General features: G+C 64.3%; 22 protein-coding genes. 11 read left to right on the top strand and 11 right to left on the bottom strand.

Features of this window, described 5'->3' with window-relative positions; genetic code table 11:
- Positions 1 to 148: 148 nt before the first annotated feature.
- Positions 149 to 1,600 (bottom strand): MDR family MFS transporter, encoded by a 1,452-nt coding sequence (locus tag C3F42_RS11275; protein WP_104445307.1) that lies wholly within the window; start codon positions 1,598 to 1,600, stop codon positions 149 to 151.
- A gap of 403 nt (positions 1,601 to 2,003) precedes the next feature.
- Here C3F42_RS11275 and C3F42_RS11270 point away from each other — a divergent pair, with 403 nt between their 5' ends.
- Complete coding sequence (locus tag C3F42_RS11270) at positions 2,004 to 2,873, top strand: oxaloacetate decarboxylase (RefSeq protein WP_023630223.1); 870 nt, start codon at positions 2,004 to 2,006, stop codon at positions 2,871 to 2,873.
- Between the two features lie 6 nt (positions 2,874 to 2,879).
- Here C3F42_RS11270 and C3F42_RS29630 read toward each other — a convergent pair whose 3' ends face one another.
- Together C3F42_RS29630 and C3F42_RS11265 are read right to left on the bottom strand one after the other, a co-directional pair.
- Complete coding sequence (locus C3F42_RS29630) at positions 2,880 to 3,053, bottom strand: hypothetical protein (protein WP_023630224.1); 174 nt, start codon at positions 3,051 to 3,053, stop codon at positions 2,880 to 2,882.
- 76 nt (positions 3,054 to 3,129) lie between these two features.
- A complete protein-coding gene (locus tag C3F42_RS11265) occupies positions 3,130 to 4,038 on the bottom strand; it encodes a LysR family transcriptional regulator (RefSeq protein WP_023630225.1) in 909 nt (302 codons plus the stop codon).
- A gap of 103 nt (positions 4,039 to 4,141) precedes the next feature.
- On the opposite strand from C3F42_RS11265, the gene C3F42_RS11260 reads away from it, so the two are divergent.
- Complete coding sequence (locus C3F42_RS11260) at positions 4,142 to 5,017, top strand: MBL fold metallo-hydrolase (RefSeq protein ID WP_104444450.1); 876 nt, start codon at positions 4,142 to 4,144, stop codon at positions 5,015 to 5,017.
- Positions 5,018 to 5,045: 28 nt separating this feature from the next.
- On the top strand, positions 5,046 to 5,660 hold the full coding sequence (locus C3F42_RS11255; RefSeq protein ID WP_038705528.1) for an NAD(P)-dependent oxidoreductase: 615 nt from the start codon (positions 5,046 to 5,048) through the stop codon (positions 5,658 to 5,660).
- A 39-nt stretch (positions 5,661 to 5,699) separates the two neighbouring features.
- Here C3F42_RS11255 and C3F42_RS11250 read toward each other — a convergent pair whose 3' ends face one another.
- A complete protein-coding gene (locus tag C3F42_RS11250; protein WP_104444449.1) occupies positions 5,700 to 6,566 on the bottom strand; it encodes a LysR substrate-binding domain-containing protein in 867 nt (288 codons plus the stop codon).
- A gap of 112 nt (positions 6,567 to 6,678) precedes the next feature.
- Here C3F42_RS11250 and C3F42_RS11245 point away from each other — a divergent pair, with 112 nt between their 5' ends.
- Positions 6,679 to 8,316: a 5-guanidino-2-oxopentanoate decarboxylase gene (locus C3F42_RS11245; protein ID WP_104445306.1), complete on the top strand. Its 1,638-nt coding sequence runs from the start codon at positions 6,679 to 6,681 to the stop codon at positions 8,314 to 8,316.
- Positions 8,317 to 8,376: 60 nt separating this feature from the next.
- On the opposite strand, the gene C3F42_RS11240 is transcribed toward C3F42_RS11245, so the two are convergent.
- Positions 8,377 to 9,297, bottom strand: a complete 921-nt coding sequence (locus C3F42_RS11240; protein ID WP_023630182.1) for an AraC family transcriptional regulator — start codon at positions 9,295 to 9,297, stop codon at positions 8,377 to 8,379.
- Positions 9,298 to 9,498: 201 nt separating this feature from the next.
- Between C3F42_RS11240 and C3F42_RS11235 the strand changes: the two genes are divergently transcribed.
- Both C3F42_RS11235 and C3F42_RS11230 read left to right on the top strand, forming a co-directional pair.
- Positions 9,499 to 9,792: a putative quinol monooxygenase gene (locus C3F42_RS11235; protein WP_023630181.1), complete on the top strand. Its 294-nt coding sequence runs from the start codon at positions 9,499 to 9,501 to the stop codon at positions 9,790 to 9,792.
- Between the two features lie 42 nt (positions 9,793 to 9,834).
- On the top strand, positions 9,835 to 10,068 hold the full coding sequence (locus C3F42_RS11230) for a hypothetical protein (protein ID WP_094010162.1): 234 nt from the start codon (positions 9,835 to 9,837) through the stop codon (positions 10,066 to 10,068).
- Here the strand turns inward: C3F42_RS11230 and C3F42_RS11225 are convergent, their stop codons facing one another.
- Entirely contained in the window at positions 10,069 to 10,674 is a 606-nt protein-coding gene (locus tag C3F42_RS11225) for a flavin reductase family protein (protein ID WP_023630179.1), read from the bottom strand.
- A gap of 118 nt (positions 10,675 to 10,792) precedes the next feature.
- On the bottom strand, positions 10,793 to 11,158 hold the full coding sequence (locus C3F42_RS11220) for a heme utilization protein (RefSeq protein WP_094010161.1): 366 nt from the start codon (positions 11,156 to 11,158) through the stop codon (positions 10,793 to 10,795).
- Positions 11,159 to 11,498: 340 nt separating this feature from the next.
- Here C3F42_RS11220 and C3F42_RS11215 point away from each other — a divergent pair, with 340 nt between their 5' ends.
- Positions 11,499 to 12,251 carry a membrane protein gene (locus tag C3F42_RS11215; protein WP_023630178.1) on the top strand — a complete coding sequence of 251 codons (753 nt, stop codon included), beginning with the start codon at positions 11,499 to 11,501 and terminating at the stop codon, positions 12,249 to 12,251.
- Positions 12,252 to 12,371: 120 nt separating this feature from the next.
- Here the strand turns inward: C3F42_RS11215 and C3F42_RS11210 are convergent, their stop codons facing one another.
- The 4 genes from C3F42_RS11210 to bglX all read right to left on the bottom strand — a co-directional run bounded on the left by C3F42_RS11210 (position 12,372) and on the right by bglX (position 19,449).
- A complete protein-coding gene (locus C3F42_RS11210; protein WP_023630177.1) occupies positions 12,372 to 13,691 on the bottom strand; it encodes an MFS transporter in 1,320 nt (439 codons plus the stop codon).
- Between the two features lie 270 nt (positions 13,692 to 13,961).
- The gene (locus tag C3F42_RS11205; RefSeq protein WP_094010160.1) at positions 13,962 to 15,296 is read right to left on the bottom strand and encodes a sigma-54 dependent transcriptional regulator; all 1,335 of its coding nucleotides are present in this window, start codon (positions 15,294 to 15,296) and stop codon (positions 13,962 to 13,964) included.
- Positions 15,290 to 17,047, bottom strand: coding sequence for an ATP-binding protein (locus tag C3F42_RS11200; protein ID WP_038705529.1), 1,758 nt, complete (start codon positions 17,045 to 17,047; stop codon positions 15,290 to 15,292). The genes C3F42_RS11205 and C3F42_RS11200 overlap by 7 nt, the downstream gene beginning before the upstream one ends.
- A 110-nt stretch (positions 17,048 to 17,157) precedes the next feature.
- Positions 17,158 to 19,449 carry a beta-glucosidase BglX gene (gene bglX / locus C3F42_RS11195; RefSeq protein WP_023632610.1) on the bottom strand — a complete coding sequence of 764 codons (2,292 nt, stop codon included), beginning with the start codon at positions 19,447 to 19,449 and terminating at the stop codon, positions 17,158 to 17,160.
- A 202-nt stretch (positions 19,450 to 19,651) separates the two neighbouring features.
- Between bglX and C3F42_RS11190 the strand changes: the two genes are divergently transcribed.
- The 4 genes from C3F42_RS11190 to C3F42_RS11175 all read left to right on the top strand — a co-directional run bounded on the left by C3F42_RS11190 (position 19,652) and on the right by C3F42_RS11175 (position 22,521).
- The gene (locus C3F42_RS11190) at positions 19,652 to 20,260 is read left to right on the top strand and encodes a TPM domain-containing protein (protein ID WP_023632611.1); all 609 of its coding nucleotides are present in this window, start codon (positions 19,652 to 19,654) and stop codon (positions 20,258 to 20,260) included.
- Between the two features lie 96 nt (positions 20,261 to 20,356).
- On the top strand, positions 20,357 to 21,577 hold the full coding sequence (locus tag C3F42_RS11185; RefSeq protein ID WP_104444448.1) for an SAM-dependent methyltransferase: 1,221 nt from the start codon (positions 20,357 to 20,359) through the stop codon (positions 21,575 to 21,577).
- Between the two features lie 177 nt (positions 21,578 to 21,754).
- Positions 21,755 to 22,027, top strand: coding sequence for a hypothetical protein (locus tag C3F42_RS29870; protein ID WP_094010159.1), 273 nt, complete (start codon positions 21,755 to 21,757; stop codon positions 22,025 to 22,027).
- Complete coding sequence (locus C3F42_RS11175) at positions 22,027 to 22,521, top strand: AlpA family transcriptional regulator (RefSeq protein WP_094010158.1); 495 nt, start codon at positions 22,027 to 22,029, stop codon at positions 22,519 to 22,521. Before C3F42_RS29870 ends, C3F42_RS11175 begins: the two co-directional genes overlap by 1 nt.
- Positions 22,522 to 22,546 lie beyond the last annotated feature (25 nt).

Genomic DNA, 22,546 nt, shown 5'->3' with positions numbered 1-22,546 from the left:
TTTGTTAACGATTGTGAGGAAGTGTTATCCCTTTTCGGTTAACGCAGGATTAATAACGCGGGAGCGAGCTTGCCCGGCGATGACAACCTTCAGGCCGTGATGTCGCCTGGGCGGACGCTATCGCGGGGCCAGCCCCCTCCCACGACTTTCAGCGCCCGCGCAACTGTCTGTCCGGCAAGGCCAGCGCGGCCAACAGGCCGATCAGCGAAGCCCCGGCACTGACCAGCAAGAGGTCGCGGAAGGTTTCCAGCAAGCGCGCCTGGGTGTGCGGATCCGCCTCGCCCGCCTTGAGGCTGCCCAGCAGCGGGTTGCCGAGCACTTCGAAGCCGCCCTGGTGCAACCACGCCAGTAACAGGCTGGACATGCACGCCACCCCCATTGCCCCACCCAGCGAGCGGAACAGGTTGGTGGTGCTGGTCGCCACGCCGATGTCCTGGCTGTCCACCGCGCTTTGCGTGCCCACCAGCGAGGTGGGAAATTGCAGGCCGCAGGCAATGCCTGTCAGCAGCATGAACAGCGCGCTCTGTAACCAGGCTTGCGGCGGGGTCAGCGCCATGGCTGCGATGGTCATTGGCATCAATAGCGCGCCTGTGAGGATCTGTGGCTTGAAGCGCCCGGTGTGGCTGGTCATGCGCCCACCTGTAAAGGCGCCGATGGGCAACCCCATTGCCAGTGGCAGCAGGTGCAGCGCCGCGCTGTCGGCGCCGGCGCCGGTGATGCCCTGATAGCGCAGGGGCATCAGCATGGTCAGCGAAATGGACTGGAAACTGGCGAAGAAGATCACGCACCAGCACAGCACCGCGACCCGGTTGCCGAACAGGCCCAGAGGCAGCAATGGTTCGCGGCAGCGCCGCTCGTGGGCTACGAACGCCGCCAGCCCCAGCAGCGCGCAGGCCAGCAACGCCAGGACTTCGGACGACTGCCAGGCATGTCCCTGGCCGACCAGGGTGATGCCCAGCAGCAGGCTGCCCAGGCCGAGGATCATCAGCACCGCGCCGAGGTAGTCGACCTGGGCCTGGCGATGCTTGACCGGCAACCCGTCCAGCGCCCGGTGGATCACCCACAGCGCGGTCAGCCCCAGCGGCAGGTTGATCCAGAACACCCAGCGCCAGGACAGGTACTCGGTCAGCCAGCCGCCCAGCACCGGCCCGGCGACGCTGGCCAGTGCGTACATGCTGCTGAAGTAGCCCTGGTAGCGACCGCGTTCACGAGGTGGCACGAAGTCGCCGATGATTGCCTGGCTAACCGACACCATGCCGCCGGCGCCGATACCCTGAAGCACCCGGGCCAGCACTAGTTGCGGCATGTCCTGAGCCAGGCCGCAGGCCACCGAGGCCAGGGTGAACAGGGCGGTGCCGGTGAGAATCATGCGCCGCCGCCCATACAAGTCACCGAGCTTGCCGTAGATCGGCACGGCGATGGTCATGGCGACCATGTAGCCGGAGATGACCCAGGCGAGCAGGCCGACATCGTTGAACTGCGCGGAAATCGCCGGCAGTGACACGGCGACGATGGTCTGGTCGAGGGCACCGAGGAATATCGCCAGCATCAGGGCGGTGAGGACGCTGCGTAGAACGGTGGGGGGCAGGGCGGCGGTCACGGTGGATACCTTGTGGTCAGAGCTGGCGTGATCGCGAGGCATCGTGGGAGCGGGCCTGCCCCGCGATGGGCTCATTCATGGTAGGGCATTGTACGCTGAGTTACATAGCTACCTATGTACTCCGTGCATCCCCTATGCAAGATCGGCATTGGCGCATTCATCCAGTGCTGCATGGCCGCGTGATATCGTGGCTTGGCCGCAGAGGCTGAAATCCGGGGCCTGCACCAGCTTGGTGCAAGTATTTTTCAGAGGATTTCGCGTTGCTGTATGTCCACACCTTCTATTCCTCTGCCTGCATGTCGAGCATGACCGCCCTGATGGCGACGGTTAGAACAGTCAGGTAGACCCGATACAGGGGTCGGTTGTCAGCCGTTCACAATTTCTCATTACAAGCGGAGTGATCATGCCCAAGGCTTCCCACCACGATCTGCGTTTTGCCTTCCGCGAACTGCTTGCTTCAGGTTCGTGCTATCACACCGCGTCGGTCTTCGACCCGATGTCAGCCCGTATTGCCGCCGACCTTGGTTTTGAGGTCGGCATTCTCGGCGGTTCGGTCGCCTCGCTGCAGGTCCTGGCGGCGCCGGATTTCGCCCTGATCACCCTGAGCGAGTTCGTCGAGCAGGCTACCCGCATCGGCCGTGTCGCCCAGTTGCCGGTGCTTGCCGACGCCGACCACGGCTACGGCAATGCGCTCAACGTGATGCGCACGGTGATCGAACTGGAACGCGCCGGCGTTGCCGCGCTGACCATCGAGGATACCCTGCTGCCGGCCCAGTTCGGTCGCAAGTCCACCGACCTGATCTCGGTGGAGGAGGGCGTGGGCAAGATCCGCGCGGCGCTGGAGGCGCGGGTCGATTCGGCGCTGGCGATCATTGCCCGCACCAATGCCGGCGTGTTGACCACCGAGGAAATCATCGTGCGCACCCAGAGCTACCAGAAGGCCGGCGCCGATGGCATCTGCATGGTGGGGGTCAAGGACTTCGAGCAACTCGAGCAGATCGCCGAGCACCTGAGCGTGCCGTTGATGCTGGTGACCTACGCCAACCCCAACCTGCGCGACGACGAGCGCCTGGCGCGCCTGGGCGTGCGTATCGTGGTCGACGGCCATGCCGCCTACTTCGCCGCGATCAAGGCCACCTACGATTGCCTGCGCCAGCAGCGTGGCCTGCAGCACAAGTCGGACAGCCTCGGTGCCACCGAGCTTTCGCACACCTACACCCAGCCCGAGGACTATATCCGCTGGGCGAAAGAGTACATGAGCGTCGAGGAGTGATCCGACCTACCTGACGGCGCTCAGCGTGGCGCTGTGGGGAACGCAATGCTCATGTACGCAACTGTTGGCCGTGTTGGGCTGGCTGCGCAGCAGCTCCACCCGCCAGCAGGCCGAGCCGTACAGCCCGGCCACCGCGACCAGGGCGAAGACGAGGGCGCAACGCCTGGATTTGATACTCATGGTGCGGACCTCCTGTTGATGCAACAGGTGATACCTACAAGCATAGGCCCAATGCGCGTAACTGCACCGTCTTGACTCAACTCAATCCTTTGTCCCACTCCGGTTCGTCGGCAAACCGCTGCGCGAGAAAGTCGAGCATGCTGCGCAACGTCGCCGGCATGTGCTTGCGCGAGGTGTACACCGCATTCAGGGTCAGTTCCCGTGGCTTGGCTTGCGGCAGCAATCGCACCAGCTCGCCACTGCGCAGCGCGGCGGCCGCCTGGTAGGTGGGCAGCATGGCGATGCCGGCATTGGCCAGGGCGGCTTTCTGCAGGGTCATGGCCTCGTTGGCGCTGATGTTGCCCTGCACCGGCACGGCGACGTTCTGCCCGTCCACCTCGAAGTGCCACAGGCTGTGACCGAAGTAGGCGTGGGTCAGGCAGTTGTGCTGGCTCAACGCCTCGACCCGGTCCGGCGTACCGTACTCGCGCAGGTAGGCGGGGCTGGCGCAGATCACCGAGCGGCACACGCTCAGGCGCCGGGCAATGAGGTTGGGGTCGACATCGTTGCTGGTGCGGATCGCCAGGTCGATGCGCTCGTCCACCAGGTTGACGGTGCGGTCGAGCATCTGCAGCTCAACCTTCACCCCGGGGTAGCGTTTGACGTAGGCCGCCAGCGCATCCACCAGCTGGGCCTGGCCGAACGAGGTGCTGACGCTGATGCGCAGCTCGCCACGGGGCGCGTCGTCCGGTTGGCGCACGGCGCTTTGCAGGTCGCCGGCCAGCTCCAGCATCTGCCGACAGCGTGGCAGGGTCTCGAGGCCTGCGGCCGTCAGGCTGAGCTTACGGGTGGTGCGTTGCATCAGGCGTGCCCCGACCCAGTCCTCCAGCTCCGCCAGGTAGCGGGAAACCACGGGCCTGGAGAGTTCCAGATGGTCCGCGGCGGCCGACTGGCTGCCCAGGTCGACGACGGTGACGAATACGCGCATGGCGTTGAGCCGATCCATGATCTGTCCGATTTCAGAAACAAACTATGTCGAAGCATCGCATTTTTTGTATTGGATCGGGCAACTAAGCTTGCACCCATCGTCCCACTCACAGGATCTTGCAATGTCTCTCTTCACGCCCCTTCGCGGCCTGCTGCTGGCCTGCCTTACCTTCGGCGGCCAGGCCATGGCTGCCGAACCGCTCAAACTGGACGCCTACAACCCCGGTCACGCGGCGATCTTCCCGGTCAGCTCGGTGATCGTCAGTGGTGCCCACGACGCCATCCTGGTCGACGCCCAGTTCGGCAAGGCCCAGGCCGAACAGCTGGTCGAGCGCCTGCGTGCCAGCGGCAAGCAGCTGACCACCATCTACGTCAGCCATGGCGACCCGGACTACTACTTCGGCCTGGACACCATCACCCAGGCGTTCCCCAAGGCCCGCGTGGTCGCCTCGGCCGCCACGGTCGAGCACATCCGCAAGACCATGGACGCCAAGCTGGCCTACTGGGGCCCGCAAATGGGCGCGGACAAGCCGGCACGTCTGGTGGTGCCCCAGGTACTGCAGGGTGATCGCCTGGAACTGGAAGGCCAGGCACTGCAGGTCGTCGGCCTGGACGGTCCGCAGCCGGACCGCAGCTTCGTGTGGATTCCCTCGATCAAGGCAGTGGTCGGTGGCGTGGTGGTTTCCGAAGGTATCCATGTGTGGATGGCCGACACCCAGACCGCGCAATCCCATGCCGACTGGCTGAAGACCCTGGCGAAGATCGAACAGCTCGCACCGCGCACGGTGATCCCGGGGCACTACCTGGGCGACGGCAGCCGTTCGCTGGACGCGGTGCGCTTCACCGCCGGCTACATTCGTGACTTCGATACCGAGGCCGCCAAGGCTGCCAATGCCGCCGCGCTGATCGCGGCGATGAAGCAGCGCTACCCGAACCTGGGTGACGAGAGCTCCCTTGAATTGGGTGCCAAGGTCGCCAAGGGCGAGATGAAGTGGTAACCCTTTTCAACCTGTTGGAGTGTTTCCCATGAGCAAGATCGCAATCATCGGCGCCACCGGGCGCGCCGGCAGCCAGTTGCTGGAAGAGGCCCTGCGTCGGGGTCACAGTGTGGTGGCCATCGCCCGCGATCCTAGTGCGCTGCAAGGCCGTGACGGCGTGACGGTCAAGGCGCTGGATGCCAAGGGCAGTGCCGCCCTGCAGGCGGCCGTGACGGGCTGTGACGCGGTGCTGAGCGCGGCGCATTTCTCGACCATCGAGCCTGAAGCGATCATCGAGCCGGTCAAGCGTGCCGGGGTCAAGCGCCTGCTGGTGGTGGGCGGGGCCGGTAGCCTGCTGCTGCCGTCCGGGCAGCGGGTGATCGACAGCCCGGATTTCCCGCAAGCCTACAAGGCCGAGGCCAATGCCGGTGTGCGCTTCCTCGATACGCTGCGCCAGGAGCCGGCCCTGGACTGGACATTCCTGTCGCCGTCGGCGGAGTTCGTCGAAGGTCAGCGCAGCGGGCACTACATCCTGGGCAAGGATCACCTGCTGATCGGTGCCGATGGCAAAAGCTGGATCACCTTTGCCGACTATGCCATCGCCATGCTCGACGAGCTGGAAAAGCCGGCGCATTCACGGGCACGGTTCACGGTCGGCTACTGAGTCGTCTGCACCGTGGGGCAGGTCGGGTCGCGATTGATGTCATGTGCGGGCACGCGCCTGCAGCCACTCCATCAACTCGATCAACCCCGTGGGCATGCTCTTCGACGGGCTGACCAGGTAATAACCCTTCCCGGTCGTCACCTTCAGCTCGAACGGCATGCACAAACGCCCGGCGCGCAGGTCGTCGGCAATCAGCGAATAGTCGCCGATGGCGATCCCCGTCCCCTGGGAGGCCATGGCCATCGCCATGTCCAACGTCTCGAAGTGCTGCTTCGGCCCCTGGGGTTCGACGCCGGCATTGGCCGCCTGCAACCACAACCGCCAGTCGTGCTCGTCCCGAGAGGGGTGCAGCAGCATCTGCCGCGCCAGGTCCTGCAGCTGCAAGGGAGCGCCAGATAGCGATGGTGCGCAGACCGGTGTCAGTTGTTCATCGAACAGCTTGCGTACCTGCAGTCCATGGTTCGGCACCGCACCATACACGACGGCCGCATCGAAGCCCTCGCGGCGAAAATCCACGCCATGTTGCACCGTGGTGGTCAATTCCACCGGCACGTCCGGGCGCAGTGCCTGCCACTCCAGCAAGCGTGGCAGCAGCCAACGCATCACACAGGTCGGTGCCTTGAGCTGCAAAGTCGTGCTGCGGCCACCGACCTCACGCACGCCTTGCTCAATCATTGCGAAAACCTGCTGCACCCGAGGCAGCCAGTCCTGTCCTTCGCGGGTCAGGGCCAGACCACGGGCCTGGCGCTGGAACAACGCATAGCCCAGGTGTTCCTCGAGCCCGGCGATTTGTCGGCTGACCGCGCCCTGGGTGATATGCAGCTGTTGCGCGGCACGGGTGAAGTTGCAGTGCTGCGCGGTCACCAGGAAGGTGTGCAGGGCGGGGAGGGGCGGCAGGCGTTTCATAGTGGCAAGCCATGATATGAGGTCATGGCTAGTATGTGTTTTTTTGCATTGTGGCGGTAGTCGGCGCTTGGTTCCATGAGCACCAGTCTCAACAAGAATCGGGTACTCGATGATGGCAACCTGTGGTGAAGTGCTGGTCAAACTCCTCGAAGGCTATGGTGTCGATCATGTCTTCGGCATTCCCGGCGTGCATACCGTGGAACTCTACCGCGGCCTGGCTGCCTCCTCGATCCGCCACATCACCCCGCGCCACGAGCAGGGCGCCGGGTTCATGGCCGATGGTTACTCGCGTACCCGGGGCAAGCCTGGGGTGTGCTTCATCATCACCGGCCCGGGCATGACCAACATCACCACCGCCATGGGCCAGGCCTACGCCGACTCGATCCCGATGCTGGTGATTTCCAGCGTGCAGTCGCGTAGCCAGCTGGGTGGCGGGCGCGGCAAGTTGCACGAACTGCCCAACCAGGCCGGGCTGGTGGCGGGCGTGGCGGCGTTTTCGCACACTTTGATGAGTGCCGATGACCTGCCCGAAGTATTGGCCCGTGCCTTTGCGGTGTTCGACGGGGGCCGCCCGCGCCCGGTGCATATCGAGATCCCGCTGGATGTGCTGGTGGAACCGGCCGATCACCTGCTCCCGGGCCGCCCGGTGCGCACCGCGCGGGCGGGCGCGGCACCGCAGACCGTGCAGCAGATGGCCATGCGTCTGGCCAGGGCGCGCCGACCGTTGATCCTGGCCGGCGGTGGTGCCCTGGAAGCCGGCGCCGGGCTGGCCAGGCTGGCCGAGCACCTGCAGGCGCCGGTGGCGCTGACCATCAATGCCAAGGGGCTGCTGCCGGCCAACCATCCGCTGCAGATCGGCTCGACCCAGACTTTGCCGGCCACCCGTGCGTTGGTTGCCGAGGCCGATGTGGTGCTGGCCATCGGTACCGAGCTGGCCGAGACCGACTACGACGTGACGTTCAAGGGCGGTTTCGAAATCCCTGGCAGCCTGCTGCGGATCGATATCGATCCGGACCAGACAGTGCGCAACTACCTGCCCGAGCTGGCCCTGGTGGCCGATGCCGCACAGGCGACCGAGGCCTTGCTGGTGGCCCTGCACATGCAGGCGCAACCCCCGCGTGATGATCACTGGGGCGCTGCTCGGGCCGCCCGGCTGCGCCAGGACAATGCCGCCACCTGGGACCAGCCGACCTTGAGCCAGACCCGTTTGCTGAACAGCATCCTGGAAACCCTGCCGGACGCTGTGCTGGTGGGCGATTCGACCCAGCCGGTCTACACCGGCAACCTGACCCTGGACATGACCCGTCCGCGGCGCTGGTTCAATGCCTCGACCGGCTACGGCACGCTGGGCTATGCGTTGCCGGCGGCCATGGGCGCCTGGCTCGGCAGTGCCGAAGCACGTGCCGCACGCGCGCCCACGGTATGCCTGATCGGTGATGGCGGGTTGCAGTTCACCCTGCCTGAGCTGGCCAGTGCCGTCGAGGCGCAGGTGCCGCTGATCGTGCTGCTGTGGAACAACCAGGGGTACGAGGAAATCAAGAAATACATGGTCAACCGGGCGATCGAGCCGGTCGGTGTGGACATCCACACCCCGGACTTCATCGGCGTGGCGCGAGCGCTGGGGGCCGATGCCGAGTCGGTGGCTGACGTGGCGCAGTTACAGGCGGCGCTGGGCCGAGCGGTGGAGCGCGCGGGGCCGACATTGATCCAGGTGGATCAGGGCCAATGGCAGTTGGCTGTGCAAGGCTGACTGCGCCACGAGGGCTATGCCCTCGATTCGCCGGCAAGCACCATGGGGGCGGCGGGTCGTTCAACTGGCGCTGGCGCGCAACCTTGCCACGTCACGGATCGGCGGCGCGCCGTACAGCCGGCTGTATTCGCGGCTGAACTGGGATGGACTCTCGTAGCCCACCCGGTAGCCGGCCACGGCAGCCTCCAACCCCTCGTTGAACATCAGGCGTCGGGCCTCCTGCAGGCGCAGTTGTTTCTGGTATTGCAAGGGGCTCATCGACGTCACCGACTTGAAGCGGTGATGCAAGGTGGAGACGCTGAGGTTCACTTCCCGGGCGAGGTCTTCGATACGCAATGGCTGGTGGTAATGGTTGTTGAGCCAGGTAATCGCCTGGCAGACCCGATGGGTCTGGCTGTTGGCCAGGGCGATTTCGTACAGCCGGTAACCCTGGGGGCCGCGCAACAGGCGGTAGAAGATTTCCCGGCGGATCATCGGCGCGAGGATGGCAATGTCGCGTGGCGAGTCCAGCAGTTTGATCAGGCGGATCAACGCATCCAGAAGCTGCGGATCGCTTTTCTCCACGTACAGGCCGAGGCCTGATGGCCGGTTGGGCACCACCATCGGGCTGCTTTCGGCGATCAGCTGGCTCAGTTGCGCCGGGTCGATATCCAGGCGCAAGCCCAATGCGGGATGCTCGGGGCTGGCCTTGAGCAGGGCGCCGCTGATCGGCAAGGTGACCGACACCACCATGTAGTGCAGCGGATCATAGGCGTAATGTTCGTCGCCGAGGATCAGGGTCTTGCTGCCTTGGGCAAGAATGCACAACGCCGGCTGGGCCAGCGCGGGCATGCCGCGGATTTCCTCTTGATAGCATGTGAGGTAAAGGTCTTCGATGGCCGACGCGGGGCCATGGGGCTGGCCGGCGTGGCGCTGGATCAGCGCGGCCAGTTCCTGGCGCTGCAGCTCAAGGGTCGAGTCGGGTGGCGGGAGCGTGGTCATGACGTGGTTCCTCTACTGACCGGGCCAGCATAGGTATGGGCAATGTCGGGCGCTAGTCGAATGCTGTCGTTCGATTGCCTGATCCTGTCGCGCGGCAGGATCAGGCAATCGCTCGGCAGTAATGGCCTAACGTCGCGCGAGGGTGGGGCCCTAATCTTGGCAGCCTGTTTTCCCGTCCGTAGCGCTTCAAGGAGATCGTTCATGACCCAGCCTCAACCGGTCACTCACCTGGCTTTCATCCGCGCCAGCAACGGTCGTTCGGCGGAACTCGGCATGCGCCTGCGCGACCTGCTGGAGCCGTCGCTGCGGGCGCCCGGCTGCCTGAGCTTCAGTGTGCAGCGTTCGCAGGTCGATGCCGATCTGTGGCTGCTCAGCGGCAGCTGGAGCGACCAGCAGGCGATGAGCGGCTATTTCGCCTCGCCCACCCTGGAGGTGTTTGGCGAGCTGGTCCAGGCGCAGGTGGTCAGCAGCCTGGACCTGCATACCTTCGCCTGATGTGTAGAATGCCGCCCCTATATCATTCAGGCGGAGTGCAGCATGGCACGTAGAGAATTCCCCCACTTCGAAGCGGTCTCGGCGATGGTCCCGGTGCAAGGCGGCGGCTACCACGCGGCGATCGCCGTGAAGGCCCTGGGCATGGGCGGTGCGCCGCGCTTTCACAAAGTGCTCGACGGGCAGGTGTTCCAGTCGGCGATCGCGGCCGACGCGGCCGCTTGTGCTGAACTCGAACGCCTGCAGGGCGTGGGCGAGGAAGGCGAACTGGTCTTCTGATCAGACCTGTGGACGGGCCATCTTGAACAGCTCGCCCAGCGCAAAGTAGTCGGCCGGGCCACCGCCACGCAGAATCGGCTCGGCGGCGGCGGTGTCGTAGATGCCGTCCTTGAGCAGGTGCTCGGCAATGTGCACCGCCACTACCTCTCCCAGGATCAGCCAGCTGGGCACAAGTTCCTGGTCGGCGCGTTTGAGCTGGACGATCTGGCTGACCTTGCATTCGAAGCTCACCGGGCTCTCGCCCACGCGCGGCACCTTGACCACGTTGGACATGGCCGGGGTCAGGCCACTGAGCGCGAACTCGTCGATATCTGCCGCCACCGCGGCACAGCTCTGGTTCATCTGCTCGGCCAGCGGCCGGGTAGCCAGGTTCCAGACGAACTCGCCGGTCTGCTCGATGTTGTTCAGGCTGTCTTTGCGCCCGACGCTGCAGAAACCGATGATCGGCGGGATGTAGTTGAAGGCGTTGAAGAAGCTGTAGGGCGCCAGGTTCAGGCGGCCTTCGCGATCGTGGCTGGAGATCCAGCCGATGGGCCGTGGGCCGACGATGGCGTTGAACGGGTCGTGGGGTAGGCCGTGGCCTTTGGCGGGTTCGTAGTAGTACATCTGCGCAAGGCCGTGAGGCCCTTCCTGGTGGGGGACGAGGCGCCTAGTGTGCCAAGGCTTTGCCTGGCTGAAAATGATCAAGCCCGGCCGAAGCCGGGCTGGTTGCTCGCATCAGTGATCAGCTGATGCGGTTGCCGTTGGTGCGGTCGAATCCGTCTTCGGCAAAGCGTTGGCCGTTGGTGCGGTCGAAACCGTCTTCGGCGAAGCGCTGGCCGTTGGTGCGGTCGAAGCCGTCTTCGGCAAAGCGCTGGCCGTTGGTGCGGTCGAAGCCGTCTTCGGCAAAGCGCTGGCCGTTGGTGCGGTCGAAGCCGTCTTCGGCGAAGCGCTGACCACCCGTGCGATCAGAACCATCTTCTGCGTAGCTGGCCGACTGGCTCTGGGCGGCGGCGAAAGTGTGGGCGCTGGTACGGTCGAAACCGTCTTCGGCGAAAGCGCCAGTGGTCAGAACCGAGAGGGTCAGGGCGAGGATCAGTTTGTTTTTCATGGTCGTTGCTCCGGTGGATCAGTGGGTTATTTGCTTCTATGGGTTCAATACTACGCCGATTAAATTGATTAAAAAGCGCAAAAAACAACGTAAAATAATCAATTAAATCGATTGTTGTGGGCGCGCTTGTCCCGCATCAAAAGCAGTACCTGGCCTTGTCAGGCCATGCGAGTGGTGCGGCTTTTTCAGTTGGCCAAGCATGAATGGTGGGAATTAATGCCGAATTAACAGCTCACGAGTGTTTGCCGTACGCGACCAACGCTTTTTTCATGCAACACCAACCGTTTTTTCAGACAGCGCTCTTCACCATCGCCGCACTTAAACCTGGAGCGGCACAACGATGAACAAACTCCCGCAAATCACCCTGGCCTTCTGGGTCATGAAGATCTGCGCAACCACACTCGGCGAGACGGCGGGCGACCTGCTGTCGATGACCCTGAACATCGGTTATGCGATGAGCTCGCTGCTGCTGATCAGCGTGTTCCTGCTGACCCTGGTCACCCAGCTCTACTCGCGCCGCTACAACCCGATGCTCTATTGGCTGGTGATCCTTTCCACCAGCACTGCCGGCACCACCATGTCCGACTTCATGGACCGCACCCTGGGGCTGGGCTATGCGACAGGTTCGGCGCTGCTGATCGGCATCCTGCTGCTGACCTTCGCGGTGTGGCGCCTGAGCGGCAACCCATTGGATGTCACCCGTATCAAGAACCGCAGCGGCGAGCTGTTCTACTGGGTGGCGATCCTGTTCTCCAACACCCTCGGCACTGCGCTGGGCGATTACCTGGCCGACGATTCGGGCCTGGGCTTCGCCGGCGGTGCGCTGTTGATCGGCTCGGCAATCGCCGTGGTGGCGGCTGCCCGTTACTGGACGAAAATCTCCGGCGTGGTGCTGTTCTGGATCGCCTTCGTGCTCACTCGCCCATTCGGTGCGACCCTGGGCGATGTGCTGACCAAGACCCACGAGAAAGGCGGGCTGGACTTCGGTACCGTGGGTTCGTCGATGGTACTGGGCGGGGTGCTGCTGGTGCTGGTGCTGGCGGCCACGTACTACCAGCGTCGTGAGCCGCAACGAGCGATGGAGATGCCCTGAGTGACACCTATTCGGCTCATTCAGTGAACCGAATAAACCCGCTATTCAGGACGAGACACACCCAACAAAAAGGGGCGCTCCACCAGCCGGAGCGCCCCTTGTTCATTGCAGTGCAGCTGATCAGTCAGTGGTGATCCGCGAATGCTGCTTGGTGTCCTTCATGGTCGCGTACACCAGCAGCGAGCAGGCGATGCAGCCGGTGACGTACCAGTAGAAGCCGGTTTCCATGCCGTTGCTCTTGAACCACAGGGCCACGTATTCGGCGGTGCCGCCGAAGATCGACACGGTCAGCGCGTACGGCAGGCCGACGCCCAGGGCGCGGATTTCGGTGGGGAACAGCTCGGCCTTGACCACGGCGTTGATCGAGGTGTAGCCGCTGACGATGATCAGCGCGGCCATGATCAGGAAGAACGCGCCCCACCAAGTCTGCACGGTGTGCAGGGTGCTGAGGATCGGCACGGTGAACAGGGTGCCGAGCACGCCGAACGCGATCAGGATCGGGCGACGGCCGATCTTGTCGGACAGCCCGCCGATGATCGGCTGCAGGCACATGAAAAGGAACAGCGTGGCCGCCGAGATGGTGGTCGAGTCGCTGATGCTCATGCCCACGGTGTTGACCAGGTACTTCTGCATGTAGGTGGTGTAGGTGTAGAAGGCCAGGGTGCCGCCCATGGTCAGGCCGACCACGGTCATCAGCTCTTTGGGGTGGCGCATCAGGGTGCGCATCAGGCTCTCTTTGGACTTCTCTTTCTTGGTGAAGGAGGCGGTCTCTTCCATGCCGCGGCGCAGGTACAGGGCAACCACCGCGCACAGCGCGCCGATCACGAAGGGTACACGCCAGCCCCAGGCATACAACTGCTCGGTGGTGAGCGTCTGCTGCAGGATGATCAGCACCGCCAAGGCGATGAGCTGGCCGGAGATCAGGGTCACATACTGGAAGCTGGAGAAGAAGCCGCGGCGTTCCTTGCTGGCCATCTCACTCAGGTAGGTGGCCGAGGTGCCGTATTCACCCCCTACCGAGAGGCCCTGCATCAGGCGGGCGATGACCAGCAGGACCGGTGCTGCGACGCCGATGGTCTCGTAACCCGGCGTCAGCGCGATGACCAGCGAGCCTGCGCACATCAGCAGTACCGAAGCCATCAGCGCCGCCTTGCGGCCCTTGCGGTCGGCGTACAGGCCCATCAGCCAGCCACCGATCGGGCGCATGAGGAAGCCCACGGCAAAGATTGCGGCGGTATTGAGCAGTTGGGCGGTGGTGTCGCCGGCGGGGAAGAAAGCCTTGGCGAAGTACAGCGAGAATGCGGCGTAGACGTACCAGTCGTACCATTCGACCATATTGCCGATGGAACCACTGAAGATCGATTTGAGGCGGCTGGCGGTGGACTTTTCCGCGGCGGGCGCAACGGCCGCCCCGGTGGGCAGAGTGCTGGCGTTATCCATCAGGGATACCTTCTCGTTGTTTTTGTGGAGCGCGCTCGGGGCGCAGCTTGAGAAGGGTTTTGCAGGAGGTGTGCCAAATGGGTGCTTGGTGGTCCATTTGAGGGCGTGTTGTGCCCTGTCGCGGGCAAGCCAGCTCCCAGCGTATCTGGCTTGCATGGTGCTTTGTGGGATCTGGCTTGCCAGCGATGGGCTGCCAGGCAGCCCCCGGCGATTCGGCATGCGGTGAGCGAACTTCCGCTCATTGGCCTGAATCGATAAGCGGAAATCCGCCTACTCGTTGCCGAGAAAGTCCTCACGTACCAGGCCATGCCGCTGCATCTTCTCGTTCAGCGTACGCCGTGGCAGTTGCAGCGCCTCCATCACCCCCTTGATCTCGCCCTTGTGCTGGCGCAGCGCCGCACGCAGGCATTGGGCTTCGAACGCCTCCATCTGTTCGCCCAGCGACTGTCCGCCTGGCAGGCTCTCAAGGTTCGGCGAGTCCAGCCCCAAGGCATGACGTTCGGCGGCATTGGCCAGCTCACGCACATTGCCCGGCCAGTCGTGGGCCAGCAACTGCGCCAATCGTCCCCCGCTGACCGCGGGGCAATGGCGGCCCAGGCGTTCGGCGGCAGTGCGAGCGAAGTGTTCGAACAGCAGCGGGATATCTTCACGGCGCTCGCGCAGCGGTGCCAGGCGCAGCTCGGCAACGTTGAGGCGGTACGCCAGGTCCTCGCGAAAGCGCCCTGCACGGGCCTCTTCGAGCAGGTCCGGTTTGGTCGCGGCGATGATGCGCAGGTCGACGGCGATGCTCTGGTTGGCCCCCAGGCGCTCGAGCTTCTGCTCCTGGATCACCCGCAGCAGCTTGGCTTGCTGGGCCAGGGGCATGCTCTCGATCTCGTCGAGAAACACCGTACCGCCATTGGCGTACTCCAGCTTGCCGATGCGCTTGCCCTGGGCGCCAGTGAACGCGCCGCTCTCATGGCCGAACAGCTCGGCCTCGAACAGTGTTTCTGGAATGGCCGCGCAGTTGAGCGCGACGAAGGGTTTGTCGGCGCGCGGGCCGAAGTCGTGCAGGCAGCGGGCCACGCGCTCTTTGCCACTGCCGGTTTCACCCCGGATGAGCACGTTGACCGGCAGGCTGGCCAGCTCGAGTACCTGGCGACGCAGCTGCTGCAGCCCCTGGGACATGCCCAGCAAGGTGTTCTCCAGCTGTGCCTTGAGGTCGGCCTGCTCATGCAGGCGGCGGTTTTCCAGGACCAGCTGGCGTTTTTCCAGGGCCCGGCGCAGGCTGCCCATCAGGTGCTGCGGGGTGAAGGGTTTTTCCAGGAAATCGTAGGCACCGTTGCGCATCGCCTCCACCGCCATGGGGACATCGCCATGGCCGGTGAGCAGGATCACCGGCAGGTCCGGGTCGGCCTGCTGTAACCGGTCGAGCAACTGCAGGCCGGACATGCCGGGCATGCGCACGTCACTGATGACCACGCCGGTAAAGTGCGCCGGAAGTTGCGCCAGGCACTCCTCGGCACGCTCGAACAGTTGCACGTTGAAACCCGACAGACTCAGCCATTGTTCCACCGCCGCGCGGATGCTGGCTTCGTCATCGACGACGATCACTGAATTCAACATACCGTCTCCAGGTCGCGGGGCAGGGTGAGGCTGAAGCGCGCGCCCCCCGCCAGGTTCTCGACCTGCAGGTGGCCGCCGGCATCGACGACGATACCGTAGGAGATGGCCAGGCCAAGGCCCAGCCCCTCGCCGACCGGCTTGGTGGTGAAGAATGGGTCGAAGACGCGGCAAAGGTCGGTGGCGAGAATGCCACCACCTGAGTCGAGCACGCTCAAGCGCCACTGTCCATCGTCCGCCTCGATACGGATCTCCAGACGTTTGTATCGCTTGTCGGCCATGGCGTCGAGGGCGTTGCGCAAAAGGTTGATCAGCACTTGCTCCAGGCGGATCGCGTCGCCACGGACCCAGGCTGGACGCGCCAGGTACAGCGCCACTTCGACGCCTTCAGCGCGGATGCGGGTGTCCAGCAGGTGCAAGGCCTGGTCTACCACAGTGGCCAGGTCCAGGCGTTCGCGCAGGCCTCCGGGGCTGTTGCGGGCGAAGGTCTTCAGGTGGCCGGTGAGCGCGGCCATGCGGGTCAGCATCTGCTCGAGCGGCTCCAGGGCCTGGCGGGCTTCGTCATGGCGGCCATGGTCGAGCAGCAGGCGCAGGGTTTCCAGTTGCATGCGTTGTGTGGTCAGGGGCTGGTTGATCTCATGAGCCAGCGCGGCCGACATCTGCCCCAGCGCCGCCAGCTTGGCCGATTGCACCAGGCCTTCCTGGGCAGTGCGCAGCTCACGGGTACGTTCTTCGACCTGGCGTTTGAGCTCTTCGCGGCTGCGTTGGCGCAAGCGGGCCAGACGCAACCTCTGGCTGACGAACAGCGCGGCAAACACCAGGCTCAGCCAGACCGCGGCGGCAGCTAGGGCCGCGTTGCGCCCATCCTCGGCAACCTGCGGTTTGCGCAGCAGGTGCAGGGTCCAGCCTTCGGCCTCCAGGGGCAGACGCTCCCACAGGTATTCGGCGGTGCCATCCGGGCCTTGCACGCGAGTCAGGTGGCTGGTGTCGGTGAAGCGGGTCAACGCCTGGTGCTGCAGGGGCACCAGCGGCTGCTTGTCGTACTGGCGGGTCTCGGCCAGCTCGGCGCGGTCTGCGCCGGATAGCGGTTGCAGCTCGCGGTAACGCCAGCCGTCCTGGTTGGCGATGAACGTGATGCCGCGGGCATCGCTGACCAGCAGGATGTCGCTGCCCTGGCGCCATTCACGTTCGAGCTCGGGGAACTCCAGCTTGACCACCATGGCGCCGAGGAAGCGGCCTTGTTCATCGTCCACCGCACTCGCCAGGAAGTAGCCCGGCACGCCGCTGGTCACGCCGACGGCGTAGAAACGCCCACTGCCCTGGCTGCGAGTTTGTTTGAAGTAGGGGCGAAAGCCGTAGTTGGAACCTACATAGGTGGTCGGCAGGCGCCAGTTGCTGGCGGCGATGGCCAGGCCTGTGCGGTCCAGCAGCTCCAGGGTGGAGGAGTTGGCGGCGCCATTGATGCGTTCGAGCTTGCGGTTCAGGGCGTCCTGCACCTGTTTGGTAACCGGGCCGCGGAGGGCGGCGATCAGCTCCGGGTCCAGCGCCAGTACCGCAGGCAATGCACGGTAACGCTCGATCAGGGTATGCAGGGCGTTGGCGTACAGGCCCAGTTGCTGGCTCGCTCTACGGGCGTCGGTTTCCATTGCCTGGCGCTTGGCCTGGTGCATGGCCCAGCCTGCACTGAGGCTGGTGCCGACCAGGATCAGCAGGATGATCAAACCCAGGCGCAGGGTGCGGAAGGATGAGGGCATGGAGCGGATCCGGGATTGCGGTTGTCTGTGTCGGCCTCATCGCTGGGCAAGCCCGCCCCCGCATTGTCACCTGCAGGATCGGTTCGCCCCGCGACGGGGCCTGTTCTGGCTTACAGCAGTTCGAAGCTCTGCTGCTGCACCGCCTCTGAATCCAGGCCAACCTGCACATTGAACTGGCCAGGCTCTGCGACACGCTGCAGCTGGCCATTGTAGAACTTCAGGTCTTCCTCGTTGATGTCGAAGGTCAAGGTTCGCGACTCGCCGGCTTTGAGCATCAGCTTCTGGAAGTTCTTCAGCTCCTTGACCGGGCGGCTCATCGACGCGCTCTGGTCCTGGATATACAGCTGCACCACAGTCTCGCCGTCACGCTTGCCGGTGTTCTTCACGACGACCTTGGCCTTGAGGGTCGCGCCACGTTTCAGCTCGGTTTGCGACAAGGTCAGGTCCGACAACTCGTAGCTGGTGTAGCTCAGGCCATAGCCGAATGGATACAGCGGACCGTTGGGCTCCTCGAAGTATTGCGAGGTGTAATTGCCGGGTTTGCCTGGGGTGAACGGCCGGCCGATGCGCATGTGGTTGTAGTACATCGGGATCTGCCCAACCGAACGCGGGAAGGTGATGGCCAGGCGTCCGGAGGGGTTGTAGTCGCCGAACAGCACATCGGCGATGGCGTTGCCGCCCTCTGTGCCGCTGAACCAGGTCTCGAGGATGGCGTCAGCCTGCTCGCGCTCCCAGGCGATCGACAGCGGGCGGCCATTCATCAACACCAGCACCAGGGGTTTGCCGGTGGCTTTCAGCGCTTTGATCAAATCCCGTTGGACCGCCGGGATTTCCAGGGTGGTGCGGCTCGAGGACTCGTGGGACATGCCACGGGACTCGCCGACCACAGCCACGACCACGTCCGACTGCCTGGCGGCCTTGACCGCTTCGTCGATCAGCACCGCGGCCGGGCGCGGGTCGTCGACGATTTCCGGGGCGTCGAAGTTGAGGAAGTTCAGGTAGTCGAACATCGCCTTGTCGCCAGTGACGTTCGAGCCCTTGGCGTACACCAGCTTGGCCTTGCCTTCCACGGCGCGGCGCAGGCCTTCGCGCACGGTGACCGAGTGCTGCGGTTTGCCGTCGGCGGCCCAGCTGCCCATCATGTCGATCGGCGCATCGGCCAGTGGGCCGACCACGGCGATGGTGCCGGCCTTTTTCAGCGGCAGGGTCTGCTCGCGGTTTTCCAGCAGCACCAGGCCACGGCGTGCGACATCGCGTGCGGCTTCCCGGTGCAGGCGGTCCTCGGCGTAGTAGTCCTTCAGGTCGGTTTCAGGCTTGGGAATGCGCACGTAGGGGTCCTTGAACAGCCCCATGTCGTACTTGGCGCCCAGCACTTCACGCACCGCCTGGTCCAGTTCGGCCTGGCTGACCTCGCCTGACTTCAATAACCCGGGCAGTTCTTCGCCGTAGAGGGTGTCGTTCATGCTCATGTCGATGCCGGCCTTGATCGCCAGCTTGGCGGCTTCACGGCCGTCACGGGCCACGCCATGGCGGATCAGTTCCTGGATGGCGCCGTGGTCGCTGATGGTCACGCCCTTGAAGCCCCACTCCTTGCGCAGCAGGTCATTCATCAGCCAGGTGTTGGAGGTGGCCGGCACACCGTTGATCGAGTTCAGCGCCACCATCACCCCGCCGGCACCGGCATCGAGCGCGGCGCGGTAGGGCGGCAGGTAGTCGTTGTACATCTTCGGCAAGCTCATATCGACCGTGTTGTAGTCGCGGCCCCCTTCCACGGCACCGTACAGGGCAAAGTGCTTGACGATGGCCATGATGCTGTCGGCGTTGGCGGGGCTCGAACCCTGGAACGATTTGACCATCACCTGGCCGATCTTCGAGGTCAGGTAGGTGTCCTCGCCAAAGCCTTCGCTGGTGCGCCCCCACCGCGGGTCACGGGCAATGTCGACCATCGGTGCGAAGGTCATGTCCAGCGAGTCGGCGGCTGCCTCGATGGCCGAGGTGCGGCCGACCTTGGCGATGGCGTCCATGTCCCAGGACGAGGCCAGGCCCAGGCCGATCGGGAAAATGGTGCGCTCGCCATGGATAGTGTCGTAGGCGAAGAACATCGGGATCTTCAGGCGGCTGCGCATGGCCGCGTCCTGCATCGGACGGTTCTCGGGGGCAGTGCGCGAGTTGAAGGTGCCGCCGATGCGTCCGGCGGCAATTTCCTCGCGGATCTTCGCGTGGGGCATTTCCGGGCCGATGCTGATCAGGCGCAGCTGGCCGATCTTCTCGGCCTCGGTCATCTGGCTGACCAGATGGTCGACGAACGCCTGCTTGTCCTGCAGGGGCGGGGCGGTAGGGGCGGCAAGGGCCGCCTGACTGGCAAGGCCCATGGCCAGGCCCAGCAAAGACAGTTTCATCATCAATTCCGTTGTCGAGTGATAGCGGTGGGCCGAGACGTTTCGTACGCCTGTTGTTGTCGTGTCCGCTGGCCGTTCTGTGGATCATTCATCCATGATCCGACGCAGTCGCGGATTATGCCTTATATGGGGCACTTGTTGAGATACACTCCCGCCCACCCGATTGCCGGGATAACAATGATAAGAACGCTCGAGAGACGATGGCATGACCGAATACGAACAGCGCCAGATCGCCGAAGCGATCGCCCGCGCCGAGCGGCGCACCGATGCCGAGCTGGTCACGGTGCTGGCCCGCCGAGCCGATGACTTCCCTTATCTGCCATTGCTCTGGGCCGCCTTGCTGGCCTTGCTGGTACCCGGTGTGTTGCACCTGTGGCTGGGCGGCATTGGCGTCAATGGCTTGTTGCTGGCGCAGATGCTGACCTTCATCAGCTTGTGCCTGGTGTTGCGCCATCCGCGCCTGGCTACCTGGGTGGTGCCGTCGATGCTGCGCCGCCGGCGCGCCTCGGGCCTGGCCCGGCAGCAGTTTCTCGAGCTCAACCTGCAGCGTACTGCCGGCGCCACGGGGGTGTTGATCTTCGTCAGCGAAGCCGAGCGGCATGTCGAGATCCTGGTCGACGAGGGCATCGCCCGGTACCTGCCCGAGCAGGCACGCGAGGCGATCGTCGCCCGTTTCACCGATCAGGTGAGCCAGGGCCAGACCTTGCAGGGCTTCGTCGAATGCATCGAGGCCTGCGGCGAGTTGCTCAGCGAGCATGTCCCTGCGACCCATGCGCGCAACGAACTGCCCAACCGCCTGGTGATTCTCGACTGACTGTTGGCCAGTTGTCCGTGTTTCACCAGGGGGCCTATCGACGTAGAATGCCCGGCATTGCGCATCGCGCCCCCGCATTTCGAGGCACCCGTTCCCATGTCTTCCCCTTCCTCCGCCCCTGGCGCGCCGGACGCGCGCGCCCAGTTCCTGAGCCTGCTCGCCGATGCCCTGGGCGACGGCAGCCTGAGCAAGCTGGTGCTGGCCCGCCATGTCGGCACCGACCAGACCCTGCAGAGGATCATCGCCAAGCCGGTGCAGATCAAGGGCCAGGTCTGCCTGTCGTTGGTCTACCGCCACCAGACTCGCGACATCACCCGCAACCTGGGGTTGGACGAGGCGCAGGCGCTGGTGGCCGCACTGCTACCCGAGAGCTTTCGCAACGCGCACCTGTTCACCGCTGCCGGCGAGGTGCACCTGGAGTTCAGCAAGAAGGGCAAGCCGATGCTGCGCCGGCACCTGGCCCAGCAGGCGCCCCGCGAGGCGGGCGCGGCTGGCCATGATCGGCAGAAGAGGCGTTATCTGGAGCTGTCGCGGCCGTTCCTGCGCGACCTGGGGGTAACCGACGCGCAGGGCGCGCTGATCCCGTCCATGTCGCGCAAATGGAAGCAGATCAACAAGTTCATCGAGGTCTTCGACCATGCCTTGAGCGACGCGCCCGTGGACGCCCAGCAGAGCCTGAAGGTCGCCGACTTCGGTTCGGGCAAGGGCTACCTGACCTTTGCCATGCACGACTACCTGCGCAACACCCTAGCCCGTGAGGCGCAGGTCACTGGTGTCGAGCTACGCCCGGATATGGTCGAGTTGTGCAATGCCGCCGCCGCGCGCCTGGAGCACCCGGGCCTGATGTTCGAATGCGGCGATGTGCGCAGCGTGGTGCCTGAGGCCATCGATGTGATGATCGCCTTGCATGCCTGTGATATCGCCACCGACTATGCCATCCACACCGGCATTCGCTGCAACGCCGCGATCATCATGTGCTCGCCGTGCTGCCACAAGCAGATCCGTCCGCAGTTGCACAGCCCGGGCTTGTTGCAACCGATGCTGCAGTACGGGCTGCACCTGGGCCAACAGGCCGAGATGCTCACCGACAGCCTGCGCGCCCTTTACCTGGAAGCTTGCGGCTACGAGACCAAGGTATTCGAGTTCATCTCGCTCGAGCACACCAACAAGAACAAGATGATCCTTGCGGTCAAGCGCCGCCAGCCCCAGGACAATGCGGGTTTGCTGGAGAAAATCGCCGAGCTCAAGGCGTTCTATGGGGTGCGCGAGCATTGCCTGGAGACCCTGCTGCAGGCGGATGGCCTGATCGCTGGGTGATCGATCTCATCTGAACCTACAGCATTTTCCCAATCTCGGTTAGGTGGTTTCCGAAACGACCTTTCTGAGTCTTTTGCATCCCACTCGGCACCTAGTCTGGCTTGTGATGGCGCCCATCAGCGTTGCCTGGTTGTCACTTGACAACCTTTTTTTCATGTCCATACTGGAGCTCGAACGATGGTCCGTCCCCTCCATCCAAACAAGGAAGTCGAGCAGTCCCTGAAGCACGCCGAAGCGCGGGGCTGGAAAGTCACGGTGCGAGGAGGCCATTGCTGGGGGCGGGTCTATTGCCCTAACAACGACCGCGAATGCCGCTGCGGCGAGTTCTGCATCACCAGCGTGTGGAGCACGCCCAGAAACCCGGGCACCTTCGCCCGCCAGTTATGCCGGATCGTGGACAACTGTACGTCGACAAGCGTGATAGCCAATCAGTCAGTGGAGCGAAAGTGATGGAGTACGAGTTCACCCTCAAATACCAATTGACCGAGGACATGGACGTCGAGGCGCTGATCGAGCGCCTGGGGGAGGCCGGTTGCGATGATGCAGTGGTCGGTAGCGGCCAACCGGGCCGTCTGGCCCTTGCCTTCGCCCGCGAGGGCGGCACGGCGCGGGAGGCACTGCACAGCGCTTTGGCGGATGTGCGGAAAGTGTTGCCGGATGCCCGGCTGATCGAGGTCAGCCCCGACCTGGTCGGCCTGACCGATGTGGCGGAGCTGGTGGGGGTTTCCCGGCAGAACATGCGCAAGCTCATGCTCACCCATCACCGTAGCTTTCCGGCCCCGGTGCATGACGGCACGCTCTCGCTTTGGCACCTCGCCGACATCCTGTCGTGGATGCAGGTGCGCGGCACGCATGCCGTCGCCCAGGCAGTCCATGAGCTGGCCATCGTGGCGATGCAGGTGAATGTCGCCAGGGCCCAGGAGCGGGTGGCGAACGGCAGGTGATGCACTCCGTTGCATCATTGCCTGC

It is taken from the genome of Pseudomonas sp. PONIH3, from assembly GCF_002934345.1.
Lineage (GTDB): Bacteria > Pseudomonadota > Gammaproteobacteria > Pseudomonadales > Pseudomonadaceae > Aquipseudomonas > Aquipseudomonas soli.
The sequence above is the reverse complement of the archived record's forward strand: the minus strand, read 5'-3'. Positions and strand labels throughout refer to the sequence as shown.

Coding starts and splice junctions, on each gene's coding strand:
- C3F42_RS11270 (WP_023630223.1), top strand. CDS start 2,004: ATGCCCAAGGCTTCCCACCACGATCTGCGTTTTGCCTTCCGCGAACTG.
- C3F42_RS29630 (WP_023630224.1), bottom strand. CDS start 3,053: ATGAGTATCAAATCCAGGCGTTGCGCCCTCGTCTTCGCCCTGGTCGCG.
- C3F42_RS11265 (WP_023630225.1), bottom strand. CDS start 4,038: ATGGATCGGCTCAACGCCATGCGCGTATTCGTCACCGTCGTCGACCTG.
- C3F42_RS11260 (WP_104444450.1), top strand. CDS start 4,142: ATGTCTCTCTTCACGCCCCTTCGCGGCCTGCTGCTGGCCTGCCTTACC.
- C3F42_RS11255 (WP_038705528.1), top strand. CDS start 5,046: ATGAGCAAGATCGCAATCATCGGCGCCACCGGGCGCGCCGGCAGCCAG.
- C3F42_RS11250 (WP_104444449.1), bottom strand. CDS start 6,566: ATGAAACGCCTGCCGCCCCTCCCCGCCCTGCACACCTTCCTGGTGACC.
- C3F42_RS11245 (WP_104445306.1), top strand. CDS start 6,679: ATGGCAACCTGTGGTGAAGTGCTGGTCAAACTCCTCGAAGGCTATGGT.
- C3F42_RS11240 (WP_023630182.1), bottom strand. CDS start 9,297: ATGACCACGCTCCCGCCACCCGACTCGACCCTTGAGCTGCAGCGCCAG.
- C3F42_RS11235 (WP_023630181.1), top strand. CDS start 9,499: ATGACCCAGCCTCAACCGGTCACTCACCTGGCTTTCATCCGCGCCAGC.
- C3F42_RS11230 (WP_094010162.1), top strand. CDS start 9,835: ATGGCACGTAGAGAATTCCCCCACTTCGAAGCGGTCTCGGCGATGGTC.
- C3F42_RS11225 (WP_023630179.1), bottom strand. CDS start 10,674: ATGTACTACTACGAACCCGCCAAAGGCCACGGCCTACCCCACGACCCG.
- C3F42_RS11220 (WP_094010161.1), bottom strand. CDS start 11,158: ATGAAAAACAAACTGATCCTCGCCCTGACCCTCTCGGTTCTGACCACT.
- C3F42_RS11215 (WP_023630178.1), top strand. CDS start 11,499: ATGAACAAACTCCCGCAAATCACCCTGGCCTTCTGGGTCATGAAGATC.
- C3F42_RS11210 (WP_023630177.1), bottom strand. CDS start 13,691: ATGGATAACGCCAGCACTCTGCCCACCGGGGCGGCCGTTGCGCCCGCC.
- C3F42_RS11205 (WP_094010160.1), bottom strand. CDS start 15,296: ATGTTGAATTCAGTGATCGTCGTCGATGACGAAGCCAGCATCCGCGCG.
- C3F42_RS11200 (WP_038705529.1), bottom strand. CDS start 17,047: ATGCCCTCATCCTTCCGCACCCTGCGCCTGGGTTTGATCATCCTGCTG.
- bglX (WP_023632610.1), bottom strand. CDS start 19,449: ATGATGAAACTGTCTTTGCTGGGCCTGGCCATGGGCCTTGCCAGTCAG.
- C3F42_RS11190 (WP_023632611.1), top strand. CDS start 19,652: ATGACCGAATACGAACAGCGCCAGATCGCCGAAGCGATCGCCCGCGCC.
- C3F42_RS11185 (WP_104444448.1), top strand. CDS start 20,357: ATGTCTTCCCCTTCCTCCGCCCCTGGCGCGCCGGACGCGCGCGCCCAG.
- C3F42_RS29870 (WP_094010159.1), top strand. CDS start 21,755: ATGGTCCGTCCCCTCCATCCAAACAAGGAAGTCGAGCAGTCCCTGAAG.
- C3F42_RS11175 (WP_094010158.1), top strand. CDS start 22,027: ATGGAGTACGAGTTCACCCTCAAATACCAATTGACCGAGGACATGGAC.